Origin of the sequence: Campylobacter concisus (assembly GCF_003048605.1) — a bacterium.
Classification (GTDB): domain Bacteria; phylum Campylobacterota; class Campylobacteria; order Campylobacterales; family Campylobacteraceae; genus Campylobacter_A; species Campylobacter_A concisus_BM.
Map to the genome: position 1 here is coordinate 11,417 of NZ_PIRX01000005.1, position 16,910 is coordinate 28,326.

The following is a 16,910-nucleotide window of genomic DNA, read 5'->3' on the forward strand; positions in this document are numbered from 1 at the left end:
GGAGAATGGCATGAAGCTTAAAATAGGGTATTTTGCAGAGGGATTATGGGGTTCGAAAGGTATAGAAAATATTATTGCCGATAGTAAAATAGAGATTGCATTTATCTATTCAAAAACAAATTATAATGGTATTTTAAGCGATCTTGCTAAGAAAAATGGTATAGATTTTTTGCAAGATGATAGCATTAACGACCCTATTTTCTTAAAAAAAGCAAAGGAATACTCTTGCGATTTGTTTGTATCAATATCTTTTAACCAAATTTTTAAAGAGCCGCTTATAAATACTCCAAAATTAGCCACAATCAACTGGCATGCAGGAAAGTTACCCTTTTATAGAGGTAGAAATATCCTAAACTGGGCTTTAATAAATGGTGAAACAGAATTTGGAATAACAGTTCATTATATGGAAGTTGGTATAGATACAGGAGATATAATCTTACAAAAAAATTTTGTAATTTCTGAAAACGATGACTACAAGAGTCTTTTTGATAAGATTACAGATTATTGTGCTGGCACTATATATGATGCGGTGGTTAAATTTAAAAATGGAAGAGCCAAAGGCATAAAACAAAGCGATATACATCCAACCGGCTTTTATTGTACATATAGAAAAAATGGTGATGAATTTATAGATTTTAATCAAACCAGCCAAGAGGTATTTAACTTTATTAGGGCATTATCCTATCCAGCTATTGTTGCAAGAGCTAAGTTGAATAATAAAGAGATGAAGATAAACAAAGCCATGCTTATAAAAGATGCTCCGAGCTATAAATGTCCGATAGGAGCAATTCTTCAAAAAGATAAGGACGGATTTTTAGTAAAAACAAAAGATAGTTTTATAAAAATAGTTGAGTATGAATTTGATGATAAATTTAGTATCGGAGATAGATTTGAACTCATATAATTCACTAAATGACATCTATTGTAATAAAGACTATATATCACTCTATCTAGAAGATGATGATGAAATTTTTACCTTTAACTATACGCAGAATGAAAATCTTTTTTTTAATATATCTATAAAAAAAAAGATAGAGCATATAAATAACATAAAAGTAAATGATGGTTTTTTTGATCTTGAGAGTGCATATGGGTATGGTGGTTTTTATGCCAATACAAATGATACATCTTTTATTCAAGAAGCACTTTGCAAATACAGAGAAAAATGTTTAGATGAGAAAATAATAGCAGAGTTTTTTAGGTTCAATGTGTTTAATGATTTCGCAGCATTACACAAAGACAAATTTGATATGTGTAGATATGATAGAGACACCATCTATATTGATCTAGATAAAACATATAATGAAATTTATAATAGCTATAAGACAAATTTGCGCCGAAATATAAAAAAGGCAAATCAAAATGATCTAAAATTTCATAAACTTGAAGAAAAAGAAAAGTATGCTGATAAATTTTTTGAGCTATATACAAAAACTATGTTAAAAAATGAAGCAGATAAATTTTATTTTTTTAGTATAGAATACTTTAAAAGAATTTTAAGCTTTAAGGAAACGTTATTATACGCCGTAAGCCATGAAGATAAGATTATCAATATGGTGATTTTATTAAGCTCAGATGATAAAATTTATTACCATTTAGGTGCAACCGATCCAAATTTTTATAACTTAAATACAAATCACTTTATTTTTGATAATATTGTGAAGAGCTATGTAAATTCTAAAAAAATTTTATATCTAGGTGGCGGCACAAACGGATCAAAGGATGACCCGCTTTTTCGTTTTAAGCAGCAATTTTCAAACGATTTAAAACCATTTTATATATGTGGTAATGTATATAATCGCGATATTTATAAAAAATATAATGAAATTTGGCTGAATCAAAGCAAGCAAGATTGCGAAAGATTTTTAAAATATAGAATGGAGATAAAATGAGTGTTTTTATCATAGCTGAGGCTGGAGTAAATCACAATGGTGATATAAATTTAGCTAAAAAACTTATAGACATAGCAGCCAAGGCTGGCGCTGATGCGGTAAAATTTCAGACATTTAAAGCTACTCTTAATATTTCAAAAAACGCACAAAAAGCTAACTATCAAAAACAAACTACTGATAAAAATGAAAGCCAGTTTGAGATGATAAAAAAGCTTGAATTAAATGAGGATATGCACAAGGAGCTCATAGCCTACTGCAAAGAAAAAAATATCACGTTTCTCTCAACCCCTTTTGATAGCGATAGTATAAAGCTTCTTGATGAGCTTGGGCTTGACACATTTAAAATCCCAAGTGGTGAGATAACAAATTTACCTTATCTTAGACAGATAGGTGGCTTAAATAAAAAGATCATTCTCTCAACTGGCATGGCAAATTTAGGCGAGGTGGAAGCCGCGATAGAAACACTTGTAAAAAACGGCACGAAACGTGAAAATATAAGCCTTCTTCATGCAAATACGCAGTACCCAACGCCAATGGAGGATGTAAATTTAAAAGCAATGACAACACTAAAAAATGCATTTGGGCTTGAGGTCGGATATAGTGATCATACGCTTGGCATTGAGGTCGATATCGCAGCGGTTGCCATGGGAGCAAAGGTCATAGAAAAGCACTTTACTCTTGATAAGAGTATGCCTGGGCCTGATCATAAGGCTAGCCTTGAGCCAGACGAACTGGCGGCTATGGTTAGGAGCATTAGAAATATTGAATTAGCACTTGGAAATGGACTTAAGCGCTTTAGCAAAAGTGAGAGCGAAAATATCAAAATAGCTAGAAAGTCGATCGTGGCAAAATGCGATATAAAAAAGGGTGAAATTTTTAGCGAGCAAAATATCTGCGTAAAACGCCCAGGAGATGGCTTAAATCCTATGAGGTGGGATGAGGTGATCGGACAAATTTCACAAAAAGACTATAAACAAGATGAGCTGATATGAGAAAAATTTGTGTAGTAACTGGTGCTAGAGCAGAATATGGTCTGCTTTACTGGCTCTTAAAAGAGATTGAGGCAGATAGTGAACTTAAGCTTCAGCTCATTGTTACTGGCATGCACCTAAGTCCTGAGTTTGGGCTAACATACAAAGAGATAGAAAAAGAATTTAAGATAGATAAAAGGGTTGAAGATCTTTTGTCGTCGGATACATCTATAGGTATTTCAAAATCAATGGGGTTAGCTCAGATATCTTTTAGTGAGGCTTATGAAGAGCTCAGCCCAGATATTGTTGTTGTACTTGGTGATAGATATGAAATATTTAGTGCAGCCAGTTCTGCAATGATAGCTCGAATTCCGATTGCTCATATCCACGGTGGAGAAGCAACCGAGGGATTAATAGACGAAGCAATAAGGCATAGTATTACGAAAATGAGCCATTTGCATTTTACTTCAACCAATGAATATAAAAATAGAGTAATCCAGCTTGGTGAGCATCCAGATAGAGTTTATAATGTAGGTGGCATGGGGATAGAAAATATAAAAAGACTAAAACTCTTAAATAAAAAAGAGTTTGAGGAGTCAATAAATTTTAAGTTAAATAAAAAAAATTTATTAGTTACTTTTCATCCTGTTACTTTGGAAAATAATACTGCAGAAGAGCAATTTCAAGCGTTATTAAATGCTATAGATGAGCAAAAAAATACAAACATTATATTTACTAAGGCAAATAGCGATACAGATGGAAGAATTATAAATTTAATGATTGATAAATACGTGTCCAATAATAAAAACAAGTCCGTTTGTTTCACTTCTCTTGGGCAAATAAGATACTTAAGCGCACTTCAATATGTAGATGCAGTAGTTGGAAATAGCTCTAGTGGGCTTGCAGAAGCTCCTAGTTTTAAAATAGCTACCATAAATATTGGTGATAGACAAAAAGGACGGATAAAAGCTTCTAGTGTAATAGACTGCCAAGCTAATAAAAATTCTATTTTAAAAGCTTTTGATAAGGTATACTCTCGCGATTTTCAACAAGTTTTAAAAAATGTAGTAAATCCATATGGTGATGGATGTGCTAGTAAAAAAATAATAGAAGTTATAAAAGGAGTGGATTTAACAAATATTTTGAAGAAATCGTTTTATGATTTAAAGGTTGATTTATGAAAATTATGTTTATAGGCACTGTTGAATTTTCATATAAAGCATTAAAAAAGCTTATTGAACTAAACGCGGAAATAGTTGGCGTTTGCACCAAAAAAAAATCTGACTTTAACTCTGATTTTAAGGATTTAACTCCACTTTGCAAGAAGGTAGATATTCCATTTAAATATGTAGATGATATAAATTCTAATGAAAATATTGATTGGATAAGGAGCTTAAGTCCAGATATTATATTTTGCTTTGGCTGGTCAAATTTAATAAAAAAGGATTTACTTACTTTACCAAAAATGGGAATTGTTGGATATCATCCAGCCCTGCTGCCAAAAAATAGAGGTAGGCACCCACTTATCTGGGCTTTAGTCCTTGGGCTTAGTGACAGCGGTTCTACATTCTTTTTTATGACAGAAGGTGCAGATGATGGTGATATATTGTCTCAAGAAAAGGTTAAAATTTTATATGAAGATAATGCTAAAAGTTTATATGATAAAGTTTCAAATATTGCACTAAGACAAATAGAAGACTTTTTGCCAAAACTACAAAACAATAGTTTTAAGACAATTAAACAAAATAATGATTTGGCTAATGTATGGAGAAAAAGAGGTAAGGTTGATGGGAAGATTGACTTTAGGATGACCTCTAGGGCGATATACAATCTTGTTCGAGCATTAACAAAACCTTACGTTGGAGCTCATGTGGAATATAATGAGCAAGATATATCTATATGGAATGTAGAGGAAGTGGAATTTGACCAAAATAATATTGAATTTGGTAAAGTTCTAGAAAATGATGGCAAAAGTATTGTGGTAAAAACATACGATAAAGCAATCAAAATTATAGACCATGGTTTCAAAGAGCTGCCTAAAGTAGGAGAATATTTATGAAAAACAAAATTCTTGTGGTGGCTGTTCATCCAGACGATGAGACATTGGGCTGTGGAGGGACGCTACTTAAGCATAAGCATGATGGAGATGAAATTTACTGGCTTATTTGCACAAAAACGGATGAGAATAGCGATTATTATACCACTAGAGAAAATGAGATAAAACAAGCTTCGGATGCTTATAAATTTGATGGTGTTTTTAGTTTGGGACTTAATACAATGCGAGTAGATGAGTATAGTATGAGCGAGCTTATAGGCAAAGTCTCAAAGGTAATAAGTGAGGTAAAGCCAAACATCATATACCTTCCATTTAAAAGTGACGTGCATAGCGACCATAGGAAAATTTTTGAAGCGAGCTATAGCTGCACAAAGGCATTTAGATATCCATTTATCAAAAAGATATATATGATGGAAATTCTAAGTGAAACAGAATTTGCCCCAGGTGTTAAAGAGGATGCTTTTATGCCAAATTCATTTGTGGATATAAGCAATTATCTTGATAAAAAAATAGAAATAATGAAAATTTTTAAAAGTGAAATAGGGGAACATCCATTTCCAAGAAGTGAAAGAAATTTAAGAGCATTAGCCACCTTAAAGGGGGCAACTTGTGGATGTGAGTATGCTGAAAGTTTTATGCTTTTAAAGGAAATTTTATGAAAAATATAAAAAACATAAAGCTAAAACAAAATGCTACTATAAAGGAAGCTTTGGAGATTATAGATAGCGGAGCTATGCAGATAGCTTTGGTTGTTGATGACAATGATAAGCTTCTTGGGACACTGACAGATGGCGATATAAGAAGGGGTATATTAAGGGGGCTAGACCTTGATAGTCCTATAGAGACGATCGTTTTTAAAGAGCCTGCTATTGCAAAAATTTCTAGCACAAAAGAGGAAATTTTAAAGATAGCATTATCTAAAAAACTTCACCAGATACCAATAGTAGATGATAATGGAATAGTTTTGGACTTAAAAGAGATAGAAGAGCTTGTTGAGCCAAAGATCAAGACAAATAGAGTTATCTTAATGGTAGGAGGCCTTGGCACTAGGCTTAGACCGCTTACGCAAGATATGCCAAAGCCGATGCTAAAGGTTGGAAATAAGCCGATTCTTCAGACGATAGTCGAGAGATTTGCAGAGTATGGCTTTGTGAATATCACGATGTGCGTAAATTTTAATGCAAGCATTATTAGGGACTATTTTGGCGACGGAAAAGAATTTGGCGTAAATATAGACTACGTTTTAGAGCAAAAAAGGATGGGTACAGCAGGAGCGTTAAGCTTGCTAAAAGAGCGTCCAAGTGAGCCATTTTTTGTTATGAACGGTGATCTTCTTACAAATGTAAATTTTGAGCACATTTTTAACTATCACACGCTACATAAAGCCACAGCCACAATGTGCGTCAGAGAGTACGACTATGAGGTACCTTACGGCGTGGTAAAGATGAATGATAATAAAATAACTGCTATCGCAGAAAAACCAGTGCAGAAATTTTTTGTAAGTGCTGGGATATATATGCTCTCACCTGAAATTTTAGATCTTATTCCACAAGATGAGTTTTATGATATGCCTACGCTGTTTGAAAAGCTAATAAAATTAAGTAAAAATGTTATATCATTTCCGATCAGAGAGTATTGGCTTGATATCGGACGTATGGAAGAATATCAAAGAGCAAATGAAGAGTATAAAGAAGTTTTTTAATGTATAAAAATAATAGTTTTTTAGCGATTGTACCGGCAAGAGGAGGCAGCAAGGGTTTGCCTGGAAAAAATATTAAAGAATTATGCGGAAAGCCAATGATTGCATACACTATAGAACAGGCTCTTAGATCAAAATATATTAGCGATGTAATAATTTCCACAGATTCTGCAGATATAGAAAAAATTGCAGTCGAATATGGAGCAAAAAGTCATTTCTTAAGGCCCGGATACTTGGCAAGCGATAACGCAAAAGCTATTGATAATTACATATATACCATTGATAGATTAAATAAATACTTTGGATATAACATTGAAAGTTTTGTATTGCTTCAACCCACATCACCATTAAGAATTGCAGAAGATATAGATGGTGCTATTGAGCTTTTTATAGAAAAAAAAGCAGATAGTGTAATTAGTTATACTGAAGAATATCACCCTATAGAATGGCATAAATATATCACAGCAGATGGAAAATTTGAAAATATATTTGAAGAAAGACTTCTAAATCGCCAAGAAATTAGAAAAAGCTATTTTCCAAATGGTGCAGTATTTGTTTTTGATTATAAGTTAATAAAACAAAATAAATACTATGGGGATAACTCGTACGCCTATATAATGCCAAGAGAACGCTCTATAGATATTGATACCATTGAAGACTTTAAGTATGCAGAATTTATAATGAATTCTATATAATAAATCATTTATAATTTTATAAGTAAAAATAAGTAGTGTAGTAGTATTTGGTTGATTTTATTTAATGTTTTATAATTAGAAGGTGTTTATGAGAGTCTTTAAATATGTTAGGGATATATTAAGTTTATTAAAGAGAGGAACCTTTATTGATTATATATTTTTTTATGTAAGGTCTATTTCAAAAGTCAAACAGCTAAGCAAAATAGATCTATCAAATATATCTAAGTATTTTAAAGAAAATTCTAATTTTATAAAATCAGATAGAAAAGTCTTGTTAGAGTTTTTTAGTGATTATCCTGTAATGGTTCACAACATTTGTAATTTCAAATTGCTTTTAGAAAATTTAGGAGCTACAAATAGTATAGCTTTACTTCAATATAACTCGGATATTAAGATGAAATATATTGCAAATATATATGGCATAGATAGTTTTGTATCGGTATATACTTTTAAAAACATTTTATATAGATATAAGGCGCTAATTTTTTTATTTAATAATTGTAAAGCTTTTAATTATAATAAAACTTGCGGCTGGAATATAATTTGCGAAGGTATTGAAATAGGCGATCTTATATATGATCAATTTCTAAGGTTCACGAATTTGCCAACTTATAGAAAGATGGATTTAAGGTTTTTATTATATATTTATAACGCTGTAACGCTTTTTTATAGATACAAAGATATTCTAACTGAAAGTAGAATCACTGATGTTGTTTTGTCTCATAATGTATATGCTGACTATGGAATATTTTTTAGAGTAGCTTATCTGGTAGATCCAAATATAAAATTTTATGATGGAGAAACGAATAAGAACGGATATATTACTATTCAGAATGCTACAAAGGGGTTTATAAAAAAACCGAGATGCTTTAATCAGGAAATTATGGATATGGTATTTTCCGGAATTTCTGAGAAAGAGCTGCAAAAAGAATATGAAGATACAATACTCCTTAGGGTTAATGGAAAAAACCATAAAAATTTTGATAATGTAAACGTATACTTAAATACTGAAATAAATAGTATAGGTGAGTTAAAGGCTAGATATGCGATACACAAAAAAGGTAAAAATTTTTTTATATTTTCGCATGCTTTTGTCGATGCTGTTAAATATTTTGACACACTTTATTCAGATTTTTATACTTGGTTATATGAGACTCTATTAGTATTATCAAAAAAAACATTAGAGCATAATTTCTATATAAAACCTCATCCTTCGGAATACCTTTATAAATGTGATATTACTGTTAAAAGTGTTGTTGATGAGATAAATGCTAAATATGGTGCTAAATTTATATATCTTGATAAAAAGGTAGATAATAAAGTAGTATTTGAATATGCAGATGCTTGCCTAACTTGTACTGGAACAATCGGTGTTGAAGCCCCTTGCTTTGGTGTTCCAGTTTTTACAACTTCAAATTTTTTGGAAACAACTAAAACTACTATAAATTCTTTAACTATAGATGAATATAAGAAAAACTTGGAGAATATAGAAAATGTTAAAAGGTTAAGTGATGATGTCGTTGAAAGGGCAAGATTATATTTTATCTTTTTTGATAAATATTCTATGATTGATTTAGAAAATCCAATTGAGGATGTTTATAAATATTCTTATAAACAATATAAACTTATAAATAATTGTATTATGAACAGCCCAAAAATAAAGGATCAAAGACTTTTTAAGGCATTTAAACATTCTATGAAGAACAATTACTTATATGTTTATAAAGTATATAATATAAATGAAAATTACTTTAAAAGAGCTAATTGTACTGATGAAACAATTTATTAAGAGTTTAATTCCACCTATTTTATTGAAATTTTTAAAGGGACTGAGGCCAAATAAATACGGCTGGAAAGGTAGTTATAACACTTGGGAGGAAGCGAAAAAAGCATCCATTGGCTATGATAGTGAGGAAATACTCCAAAAGGTTAGAGCCTCTCTTTTAAAGGTTAAAAATAAAGAAGCTATTTTTGAGAGAGACAGCGTAATATTTGATAAAATCCAATATTCTTGGCCGTTATTAGCTGGACTGATGTATGCTTGTGCAAAATCCAAAGGAAAGCTTAGGGTGCTTGACTTTGGTGGAAGTTTAGGAAGCACTTATTTTCAAAATAAAAAATTCTTGGATTGCTTTGATGAAGTTTCTTGGAGTGTTGTTGAGCAAAAGCACTTTGTTGATATAGGTAAAATGGATTTTCAAGATGATAGGTTAAAATTTTATTATGATATTGAAACTTGCAAGAAAGAACAAGGTCCAAATGTTTTATTGCTTTCAAGTGTATTACAATATATTGAGAGACCTTATGATTTATTAGATAAAATACTAAAAGATAATTTTGAATTTATTTTATTGGATAGAACAATTTTTTCTAAAAAATACAAAAAGGACCTTATAACTATACAACACACAGGAGATATATATGGGAATACTACCATTCCTTGTTGGATATTTTACGAATATAATTTTGAAAAATATTTCTCTAAAAATTTTACTTTAATTGAGTCTTTTGATTTAGAAGATGAAGAAAATGAATATAAATATGAAAAAGGTTTTATATGGCAAAAGAAATAAAATGTCCATTATGTAGTAATAGTGCAGAAAATATCGAAAGAATAAATACTAGTGATATTATTAATTTGTGGAAAAAAAGAGGCATTGACACAGAAAAACTATTTGGAGAAAATTTATATCTATACAAAAACTTGTGTCCACATTGCAAACTTGAATTTTTCTATCCATTTGTCCCTGGAGATAATAAATTTTATAGTTTACTAGGTAGAGAAGAATGGTATTATTTGCACGAAGATAAAACTGAATTTTTATACTCATGTAAATTTATAAAAGAGAATGACCATGTATTAGACGTTGGTTCTGGTCGAGGAGCTTTTTTTAATTACATTGATAAAAAAATAGAGTATACTGGCCTCGAGCTTAGCTCTCAGGCTGTCGAATTTGCAAAAAAAGAAAAAATTAATGTTATAGAAAAAACAATTGAAGAATTTGCTCAAAATAATCAGAATAGTCAAGATGTAGTTGTTACATTTCAAGTTCTTGAGCATATTGTAAATTTAGATAGTTTTATAAAATCATCTTTGACTGCTTTAAAGAAAAATGGCTATTTTATTATTGCTGTTCCTAATAATTATTCTTTTATTCGTTATGCACAAAACAATATATTCAATTTACCACCACATCATTTACTTCACTGGAACGAGTATACATTAGAATATATTGCCAAAAAATACAATTTAGAAATTGTGGATATTTATAAAGAAAAAGTTACAAATGTCCATAAGGACTGGTTTTATACAACTAAGTTTTCTAAATTTATAAGAGGGCTACTTGGTATTGATACAAAAACTATCAATGTATCTTTTTTGAGTAGAGTAATTCAAAAAATTTCTTTCCTATTGAGTAAATTTGTCAGAAACTCATGTTCTCATTTAAGAGAAGATGGGCATACGATAGCAATAGTTTTTAGAAAGGTACATGATGCATAATTACTGCACTCTTTTTGATAGCAATTATCTAACTCGTGGCTTAGCTATGTACGAGTCTCTTAAAAAGAATAGCGATAAATTTTATCTATATATTTTTTCTTTTGATGATAGAAGCTACAAAGTTCTAAAAGAGTTAAAATTAGAAGCAGCAACAATAATTCAGCTTGAAGAATTTGAAGATGATGAACTTTTAAATATAAAAAAAAGTAGAACACCAGGCGAATATTGCTGGACTTGTACACCCTCGATTATTAAGTACTGCATAGAAAAATATAATCTTAATAGTTGTACGTATCTTGATGCAGATTTATATTTTTTCTCAAATCCGGCCGTGCTTATTAAGGAGCTGGGTGAAAAGTCTGTTTTGATAACGGAGCATAGGTATACTAAAGAGTATGATCAAAGCAGAACCAGCGGAATTTATTGTGTGCAGTTTATGACTTTTAAAAATGATAAAAATGGGATGGAAGTGTTAAACTGGTGGCGAAATGCTTGTAATGAGTGGTGTTATGCTAGATTTGAAGATGGAAAATTCGGCGATCAAAAATATTTGGATGATTGGCTAAATAGATTTAAAGGAGTCCATTCTTTAAAAAATTTAGGAGGTGGTGTTGCACCGTGGAATATCCAACAATACGATCTTTCTAAAAAAGAAATTAAGCTGATTTTTTATCATTTTCATGGTTTTAAATTTTTAGAAAATAATAAATTAGAATTTGGAAATTATAAATTAAGAAAAATTGATTTAAAAAACTTATATAAGCCATATTTGTCTCACTTGGAAGATATAAAAAGCAGGTTAGAAGAGATAGGTTATAAATACGATTTTCACGGTACGATAAAATTTAAAAAAAATTGGAAAACACCACTTTCAAAAATTAAAAGATTGATAAAAAATACTTATAATGTTTATGATAAAAATTATATTTTAGGACTATGAATGGCTTATATTATTGATCCTCCAACATTTAAAGACGAAAGAGGTTGGCTTACCGTCATGGAAAAGCTACTTCCTTTTGAGATAAAGAGATTTTATTGTATATATGATGTGACTCAAAAGAGGGGTGGGCATAGACATAAAAAGACTATTCAAGCTTTAATCTGTGTTGGTGGAAGTTGCGAGATATATGTCAATGATGGGCTAAAAAAAGAGACATTTTTATTAGATAGCCCTTCAAAATGCTTACTGCTCGAGCCAGAAGATTGGCATACTATGGATAATTTTTCAAAAGGATCTACTCTATTAGTTTTTGCTTCAGAGTTTTACGACAAAGATGATTATATTGATGAGGAGTATTGAATGATCGAGTATGAAAATTTAAGGCTTGCAAATGAAAAGCTTTTTAATAAATATAAAGAAAGTTTTAGCGAATTTTTAAATAGCGGCTGGTTTGTCTTGGGAGATCAAGTAAAGAAATTTGAGGAGAATTTTGCCTCTTTTTGTAACGTAAAACATTGCATAGGAGTTGCAAGTGGGCTGGACGCTCTAATCCTAGCGATAGACGCATGTAAATTTCCTAAAAATAGTGAGATAATAGTACCATCTAATACCTATATAGCAACAATTTTAGCAATTGTTAGAAATGGGTTTAAGCCTGTTTTGGTTGAACCTGATATAAATACATACAACATAGATCCAAATAAGATTGAAGAAAAAATAACCAAAAATACAAGAGCAATTACAGTCGTACATTTATATGGCAAGGCTTGTGATATGGATAAAATTTGCACTATTGCAAATAAGTATAATTTAAAGATAATTGAAGATGTAGCGCAGGCGCACGGGGCTAAATTTAAAGATAAGATCGTTGGTAGTTTTGGCATAGGATGTTTTAGCTTTTATCCGACAAAAAATTTAGGCGCATTGGGTGATGCTGGGGCTATCACTACAAATGATGAAAATTTGGCAAAGACATTTCAGTCTCTTAGAAACTACGGCTCTGCTATAAAGTATTACAATGATGAGCTTGGTTATAATTCGAGATTAGATGAAATTCAAGCTGGATTTTTATCGGTTAAGCTTCAAATTTTAGATGATATTACAAATCATAAAAGAGGGCTAGCAAAGATTTATTTGGAAAATTTGAATGATAGGTTTGTAAAGCCTGCTGTGGATAAGGATTATTTTGACGTGTATCATGTTTTTAATGTTAGACATAAAAAAAGAGACGAGCTAAAAAGCTATCTACTTGAAAATGGAGTAAAAACTGAAATACATTATCCATTGCCCCCACATAGACAAAAATCTATGCAGGGCATAATAGAAGGTCGGTATCCAATAAGCGAAGAGATACACAACACAACCTTAAGCTTGCCAATATCTTATTTTCACAAGGAAGAAGATATACTAAAAATTTGCGATATTATGAATAGGTGGCAAAAATGAAAGGGATAATTTTAGCTGGCGGAAGCGGAACTAGGCTTTATCCAATTACAAAGGGCATAGTTAAGCAGCTATTACCAATTTATAATAAGCCAATGATATATTATCCATTGTCAGTGCTTATGCTTGCTAATATCAAAGAAATTTTGATCATTTCTACTCCAAAAGATATAGATAGATTTGAAGGTATATTTGGAGATGGAAGCGGTTTAGGATTAGATATACAGTATGCCGTACAAGACTATCCAAATGGACTTGCAGAAGCTTTTATAATAGGTGAAAAATTTATAGGTGAAGATGATGTTTGTTTGGTACTTGGTGATAATCTCATATATGGTGAGGGATTAATAAAACTACTTGAAAATAGCAAACAAAAAGTAGAAAATGATAAGAAAGGCGTTGTATTTGGTTATTACGTTGATGATGCATCGGCTTATGGTGTTGTGGAATTTGATAAAAATAAAAAAGCTATAAGTATCGAGGAAAAACCAAAAATACCAAAGAGCAACTACGCTGTAATAGGTCTATATTTTTATCCAAGCGATGTTGTGCAAATAGCTAAAAATGTTAAACCATCAGATAGAGGCGAGCTAGAAATAACTACTATAAATCAAGAGTATCTAAGGCAAGAAAAACTTTATGTAGAGGTTTTGGGCAGGGGTTATGCGTGGCTTGATACTGGTACGCATGAAAGCCTATTGGAAGCTAGCAAATTTATAGAAGTGATCGAAAAAAGACAAGGATTAAAAATAGCTTGCATCGAAGAAATAGCTTATAAAAAAGGATATATTTCAAAAGAACAGCTAATAGCACTCGGAAATGGGCTATCTAAAAACAGCTATGGAAAATATCTTCTAAAGGTAGCTAATACATGAAAACTGTTTTAGTAACTGGCGGTGCTGGCTTCATAGGGTCAAATTTTGTACCGTATTTTTTAGAAAAATATCCAGATTACCGATTGGTAAATTTGGATCTGCTGACATATGCAGGGAATTTAGAAAATTTAAAAGAGTGTGAAAAAAATCAAAATTATAAATTTATCAAGGGTGATATTCGTAACAGAGAGTTGGTGGAATTTATATTTAAAGAATATGACGTGCAAGGAGTTGTTCATTTTGCTGCTGAGTCTCATGTGGATAACTCGATAAAATGTCCAGATATATTTATACAAACAAATATAAATGGAACTTTTACCTTGATAGATGTAGCTTATAAATATTGGATGAAAAGTCCATTTAACTATAAAAAGGAGTATAAAGACTCAAGATTTCATCATATTAGCACAGATGAGGTTTATGGAACGCTTAGTCTTGATTCAAATGAGCTATTTACTGAAAAAACACCATATGCACCAAATTCTCCATATTCAGCATCTAAGGCGTCATCTGATATGATAGTTAGATCCTATCATGAGACATATGGACTAAATACGGTTATTACAAATTGTTCAAATAATTACGGTCCAAAACAGCATAGTGAAAAATTTATACCAACAATTATAAAAAATGCACTTGAAAAAAAGCCAATACCAGTCTATGGTGACGGTAAAAATATAAGAGATTGGCTATATGTACTTGATCATTGCAAAGGAATAGATACTGTCTTTCACAATGGGAAAAGCGGGGAAACGTATAATATTGGTGGACGCAACGAAAAGACTAATCTGGAAATAGTTAATATCGTTACGACCATTTTAGATAAAGAAAAACCTATTGCAAATTTCTCATATAAAGACCTAGTTGCGTTTGTGGAAGATAGGGCAGGGCATGATAGAAGATATGCTATAGATGCGAGTAAGATAGAAAAGGAGCTTCACTGGAAAGCAGACGAAAACTTTGAAAGCGGAATAGTAAAAACCATACAGTGGTATTTAAAAAATAAATTTAATGATTGTGAAGTTTGATATAAAGTGTAGGCTTTTTGCAGAAATAGATATTAAAAATAAAATAAGACACATCCAAATGAATCAAAAGATTTACTATAAAAACTACAATGAAAAACCAACTAAACTTAGCGTAATTACCGCAACCTACAATGTAGGAAAATTCCTACCTAGAGTAATAAAAAGCCTGCAAGAGCAAACCGATAAAGATTTTGAGTGGATCATTTCTGATGGAGCATCTAGTGATAGTACTTTAGAAATTTTAAAAAGTACTGAAGTAATAAATATAAAAGTTATTTCTGGAGAGGACTTTGGGATTTATGACGCTTTAAATAGAGGTATAAAGGCTTGTAACGGAGAATTCTACCTTGTTATTGGTGCTGATGATGAACTTTATCCAAATGCTATTCAAAATTATAAGGAAGTTATAGAAGATGGTGTAGACATAATAACAGCTTGTATCGATACTAATAATGGCAAAATCGAGCCAAATAGTGGTCCAAAATGGCTTAAAGGACAATTTCACTATATTTCAGGGCATGCTGTTGGCTCAATATATCGTACAAGTCTCCATCAAAAGTTTGGATACTATTCTAGAAAATTTCCAATAGCGGCAGATCAGCTATTTGTATTGACTGTTGTAAACAACGGAGCGAAGATAAAAACACTAAAAAGTGTGGTCGGTAAATTTTCAAATGATGGAGTTAGCAGTGTTGATATATTAGGAACCCTTTGTGAATTTTATAGAGTTCAAGTGGCGATGGGTGAAAACAAATTTTTACAAACTGTCCTATTTATTTTAAGGATTCTTAAAAATTTTGGAAAAATACAGATATAAGCAAATGAAAGACTACGATGTATCCATAATAGTACCCATTTATAATGTGGAAAAATATATAGAAAAGAGCGCAGTTACGCTTTTAGAGCAAGATCATGACAATATAGAGTATGTTTTTGTAAATGATTGCACACCAGATAAATCTATGAAAATTTTGGAGAATACGATCGAAAGATACCCAAATAGAAAAAACCATGTAAAAATTATTAATAAAACAAAAAATGAAGGCTTACCGCAAGCTAGAAAAAGTGGGTTGAAAATAGCAAGCGGTAAATACATTTTACATGTAGATAGTGATGACTGGGTCGATAAAGATATGGTAAGTTCTTTGATATATGAAGCTAGAAAAAGTGATGCAGATATCGTTTGCTTTGACTACATTAAAGAATTTAGTAAAAAAAGTGTTATAAAAAGTTTTTTTTATACAAAAAATCATCCAAAGTTAAATTTGGAATTTGTAAAAGCTATTTTATCTCATGAAGTTTCTGTTTCTATGTGTGATAAATTAGCTAAAAGAGAGCTTTATAAAAATATTGATTTTCCACATTTTTCACATTGTGAGGATAGTTTTGTAAGTTTACAGCTTTTTTATGAAGCAAAAAAAATTACTCACATTGCAAGGCCATTTTATCATTACAGAACGAATCCTAACTCACTTTCTAATAGTTTTTCAAATAACAAAAAAGCTCTTGATGACTTTGCCGAGTTTAGTAAAGCCGTAAGGGATTTCCTGCTGCAGAGAGGTCTTTTTGACAAATATTTTAAATATCATATCCCTGCAATTTTAAAGTTTATTTTGGATTATTCGGACAGTAACTTTAAAAAGCATATAAATGCTATATGCCCAGAAGCAAATAATATTAAATATGTTTTTAAAATAAATAGAAATTTTGTTTACAAAATTTTATACAGTTCTGTATTTTTAGGGTGCCCTCAAATTTTTGTTTTCGCAAAAAGGATATTTCTTTCTTTTAAAAATAATTAGGGAAATT

Annotated in this window: 18 protein-coding genes; all 18 read left to right on the forward strand. The window is 30.9% G+C overall.

Annotated features, from left to right (window positions below):
* Positions 1 to 10: 10 nt before the first annotated feature.
* Complete coding sequence (locus tag CVS86_RS04775; RefSeq protein ID WP_107791146.1) at positions 11 to 904, forward strand: methionyl-tRNA formyltransferase; 894 nt, start codon at positions 11 to 13, stop codon at positions 902 to 904.
* Positions 891 to 1,892, forward strand: a complete 1,002-nt coding sequence (locus CVS86_RS04780; protein WP_159070811.1) for a GNAT family N-acetyltransferase — start codon at positions 891 to 893, stop codon at positions 1,890 to 1,892. The genes CVS86_RS04775 and CVS86_RS04780 overlap by 14 nt, the downstream gene beginning before the upstream one ends.
* A complete protein-coding gene (gene neuB, locus CVS86_RS04785) occupies positions 1,889 to 2,884 on the forward strand; it encodes an N-acetylneuraminate synthase (protein ID WP_107791148.1) in 996 nt (331 codons plus the stop codon). Before CVS86_RS04780 ends, neuB begins: the two co-directional genes overlap by 4 nt.
* Positions 2,881 to 4,044, forward strand: a complete 1,164-nt coding sequence (gene neuC / locus CVS86_RS04790) for a UDP-N-acetylglucosamine 2-epimerase (RefSeq protein WP_107791149.1) — start codon at positions 2,881 to 2,883, stop codon at positions 4,042 to 4,044. Before neuB ends, neuC begins: the two co-directional genes overlap by 4 nt.
* On the forward strand, positions 4,041 to 4,922 hold the full coding sequence (locus CVS86_RS04795) for a formyltransferase family protein (RefSeq protein ID WP_107791150.1): 882 nt from the start codon (positions 4,041 to 4,043) through the stop codon (positions 4,920 to 4,922). Before neuC ends, CVS86_RS04795 begins: the two co-directional genes overlap by 4 nt.
* The gene (locus CVS86_RS04800; protein ID WP_107791151.1) at positions 4,919 to 5,578 is read left to right on the forward strand and encodes a PIG-L deacetylase family protein; all 660 of its coding nucleotides are present in this window, start codon (positions 4,919 to 4,921) and stop codon (positions 5,576 to 5,578) included. Before CVS86_RS04795 ends, CVS86_RS04800 begins: the two co-directional genes overlap by 4 nt.
* Positions 5,575 to 6,621 carry a nucleotidyltransferase family protein gene (locus tag CVS86_RS04805; RefSeq protein ID WP_107791152.1) on the forward strand — a complete coding sequence of 349 codons (1,047 nt, stop codon included), beginning with the start codon at positions 5,575 to 5,577 and terminating at the stop codon, positions 6,619 to 6,621. The genes CVS86_RS04800 and CVS86_RS04805 overlap by 4 nt, the downstream gene beginning before the upstream one ends.
* A complete protein-coding gene (locus CVS86_RS04810) occupies positions 6,621 to 7,313 on the forward strand; it encodes a cytidylyltransferase domain-containing protein (protein ID WP_107791153.1) in 693 nt (230 codons plus the stop codon). Before CVS86_RS04805 ends, CVS86_RS04810 begins: the two co-directional genes overlap by 1 nt.
* 88 nt (positions 7,314 to 7,401) lie before the next feature.
* Positions 7,402 to 9,102 (forward strand): hypothetical protein, encoded by a 1,701-nt coding sequence (locus CVS86_RS04815; protein WP_107791154.1) that lies wholly within the window; start codon positions 7,402 to 7,404, stop codon positions 9,100 to 9,102.
* The gene (locus tag CVS86_RS04820; protein WP_159070812.1) at positions 9,086 to 9,886 is read left to right on the forward strand and encodes a TIGR04325 family methyltransferase; all 801 of its coding nucleotides are present in this window, start codon (positions 9,086 to 9,088) and stop codon (positions 9,884 to 9,886) included. The genes CVS86_RS04815 and CVS86_RS04820 overlap by 17 nt, the downstream gene beginning before the upstream one ends.
* The gene (locus tag CVS86_RS04825) at positions 9,871 to 10,815 is read left to right on the forward strand and encodes a class I SAM-dependent methyltransferase (protein WP_107791156.1); all 945 of its coding nucleotides are present in this window, start codon (positions 9,871 to 9,873) and stop codon (positions 10,813 to 10,815) included. The genes CVS86_RS04820 and CVS86_RS04825 overlap by 16 nt, the downstream gene beginning before the upstream one ends.
* Positions 10,808 to 11,755: a glycosyl transferase gene (locus tag CVS86_RS04830; protein WP_107791157.1), complete on the forward strand. Its 948-nt coding sequence runs from the start codon at positions 10,808 to 10,810 to the stop codon at positions 11,753 to 11,755. Before CVS86_RS04825 ends, CVS86_RS04830 begins: the two co-directional genes overlap by 8 nt.
* Positions 11,756 to 12,115, forward strand: coding sequence for a sugar 3,4-ketoisomerase (locus CVS86_RS04835; protein WP_107791158.1), 360 nt, complete (start codon positions 11,756 to 11,758; stop codon positions 12,113 to 12,115). It begins immediately after the preceding gene.
* Positions 12,116 to 13,201: a DegT/DnrJ/EryC1/StrS family aminotransferase gene (locus CVS86_RS04840; protein ID WP_107791159.1), complete on the forward strand. Its 1,086-nt coding sequence runs from the start codon at positions 12,116 to 12,118 to the stop codon at positions 13,199 to 13,201.
* A complete protein-coding gene (gene rfbA, locus CVS86_RS04845; RefSeq protein WP_107791160.1) occupies positions 13,198 to 14,073 on the forward strand; it encodes a glucose-1-phosphate thymidylyltransferase RfbA in 876 nt (291 codons plus the stop codon). Before CVS86_RS04840 ends, rfbA begins: the two co-directional genes overlap by 4 nt.
* A complete protein-coding gene (gene rfbB / locus CVS86_RS04850) occupies positions 14,070 to 15,101 on the forward strand; it encodes a dTDP-glucose 4,6-dehydratase (RefSeq protein WP_103639757.1) in 1,032 nt (343 codons plus the stop codon). Before rfbA ends, rfbB begins: the two co-directional genes overlap by 4 nt.
* Complete coding sequence (locus CVS86_RS04855) at positions 15,085 to 15,918, forward strand: glycosyltransferase (RefSeq protein ID WP_103639756.1); 834 nt, start codon at positions 15,085 to 15,087, stop codon at positions 15,916 to 15,918. The genes rfbB and CVS86_RS04855 overlap by 17 nt, the downstream gene beginning before the upstream one ends.
* The gene (locus CVS86_RS04860) at positions 15,899 to 16,903 is read left to right on the forward strand and encodes a glycosyltransferase family 2 protein (RefSeq protein ID WP_103639755.1); all 1,005 of its coding nucleotides are present in this window, start codon (positions 15,899 to 15,901) and stop codon (positions 16,901 to 16,903) included. The genes CVS86_RS04855 and CVS86_RS04860 overlap by 20 nt, the downstream gene beginning before the upstream one ends.
* The last annotated feature ends 7 nt before the right edge of the window (positions 16,904 to 16,910 follow it).

Coding starts and splice junctions, on each gene's coding strand:
- CVS86_RS04775 (WP_107791146.1), top strand. CDS start 11: ATGAAGCTTAAAATAGGGTATTTTGCAGAGGGATTATGGGGTTCGAAA.
- neuB (WP_107791148.1), top strand. CDS start 1,889: ATGAGTGTTTTTATCATAGCTGAGGCTGGAGTAAATCACAATGGTGAT.
- neuC (WP_107791149.1), top strand. CDS start 2,881: ATGAGAAAAATTTGTGTAGTAACTGGTGCTAGAGCAGAATATGGTCTG.
- CVS86_RS04795 (WP_107791150.1), top strand. CDS start 4,041: ATGAAAATTATGTTTATAGGCACTGTTGAATTTTCATATAAAGCATTA.
- CVS86_RS04800 (WP_107791151.1), top strand. CDS start 4,919: ATGAAAAACAAAATTCTTGTGGTGGCTGTTCATCCAGACGATGAGACA.
- CVS86_RS04805 (WP_107791152.1), top strand. CDS start 5,575: ATGAAAAATATAAAAAACATAAAGCTAAAACAAAATGCTACTATAAAG.
- CVS86_RS04810 (WP_107791153.1), top strand. CDS start 6,621: ATGTATAAAAATAATAGTTTTTTAGCGATTGTACCGGCAAGAGGAGGC.
- CVS86_RS04815 (WP_107791154.1), top strand. CDS start 7,402: ATGAGAGTCTTTAAATATGTTAGGGATATATTAAGTTTATTAAAGAGA.
- CVS86_RS04820 (WP_159070812.1), top strand. CDS start 9,086: ATGAAACAATTTATTAAGAGTTTAATTCCACCTATTTTATTGAAATTT.
- CVS86_RS04825 (WP_107791156.1), top strand. CDS start 9,871: ATGGCAAAAGAAATAAAATGTCCATTATGTAGTAATAGTGCAGAAAAT.
- CVS86_RS04830 (WP_107791157.1), top strand. CDS start 10,808: ATGCATAATTACTGCACTCTTTTTGATAGCAATTATCTAACTCGTGGC.
- CVS86_RS04835 (WP_107791158.1), top strand. CDS start 11,756: ATGGCTTATATTATTGATCCTCCAACATTTAAAGACGAAAGAGGTTGG.
- CVS86_RS04840 (WP_107791159.1), top strand. CDS start 12,116: ATGATCGAGTATGAAAATTTAAGGCTTGCAAATGAAAAGCTTTTTAAT.
- rfbA (WP_107791160.1), top strand. CDS start 13,198: ATGAAAGGGATAATTTTAGCTGGCGGAAGCGGAACTAGGCTTTATCCA.
- rfbB (WP_103639757.1), top strand. CDS start 14,070: ATGAAAACTGTTTTAGTAACTGGCGGTGCTGGCTTCATAGGGTCAAAT.
- CVS86_RS04855 (WP_103639756.1), top strand. CDS start 15,085: ATGATTGTGAAGTTTGATATAAAGTGTAGGCTTTTTGCAGAAATAGAT.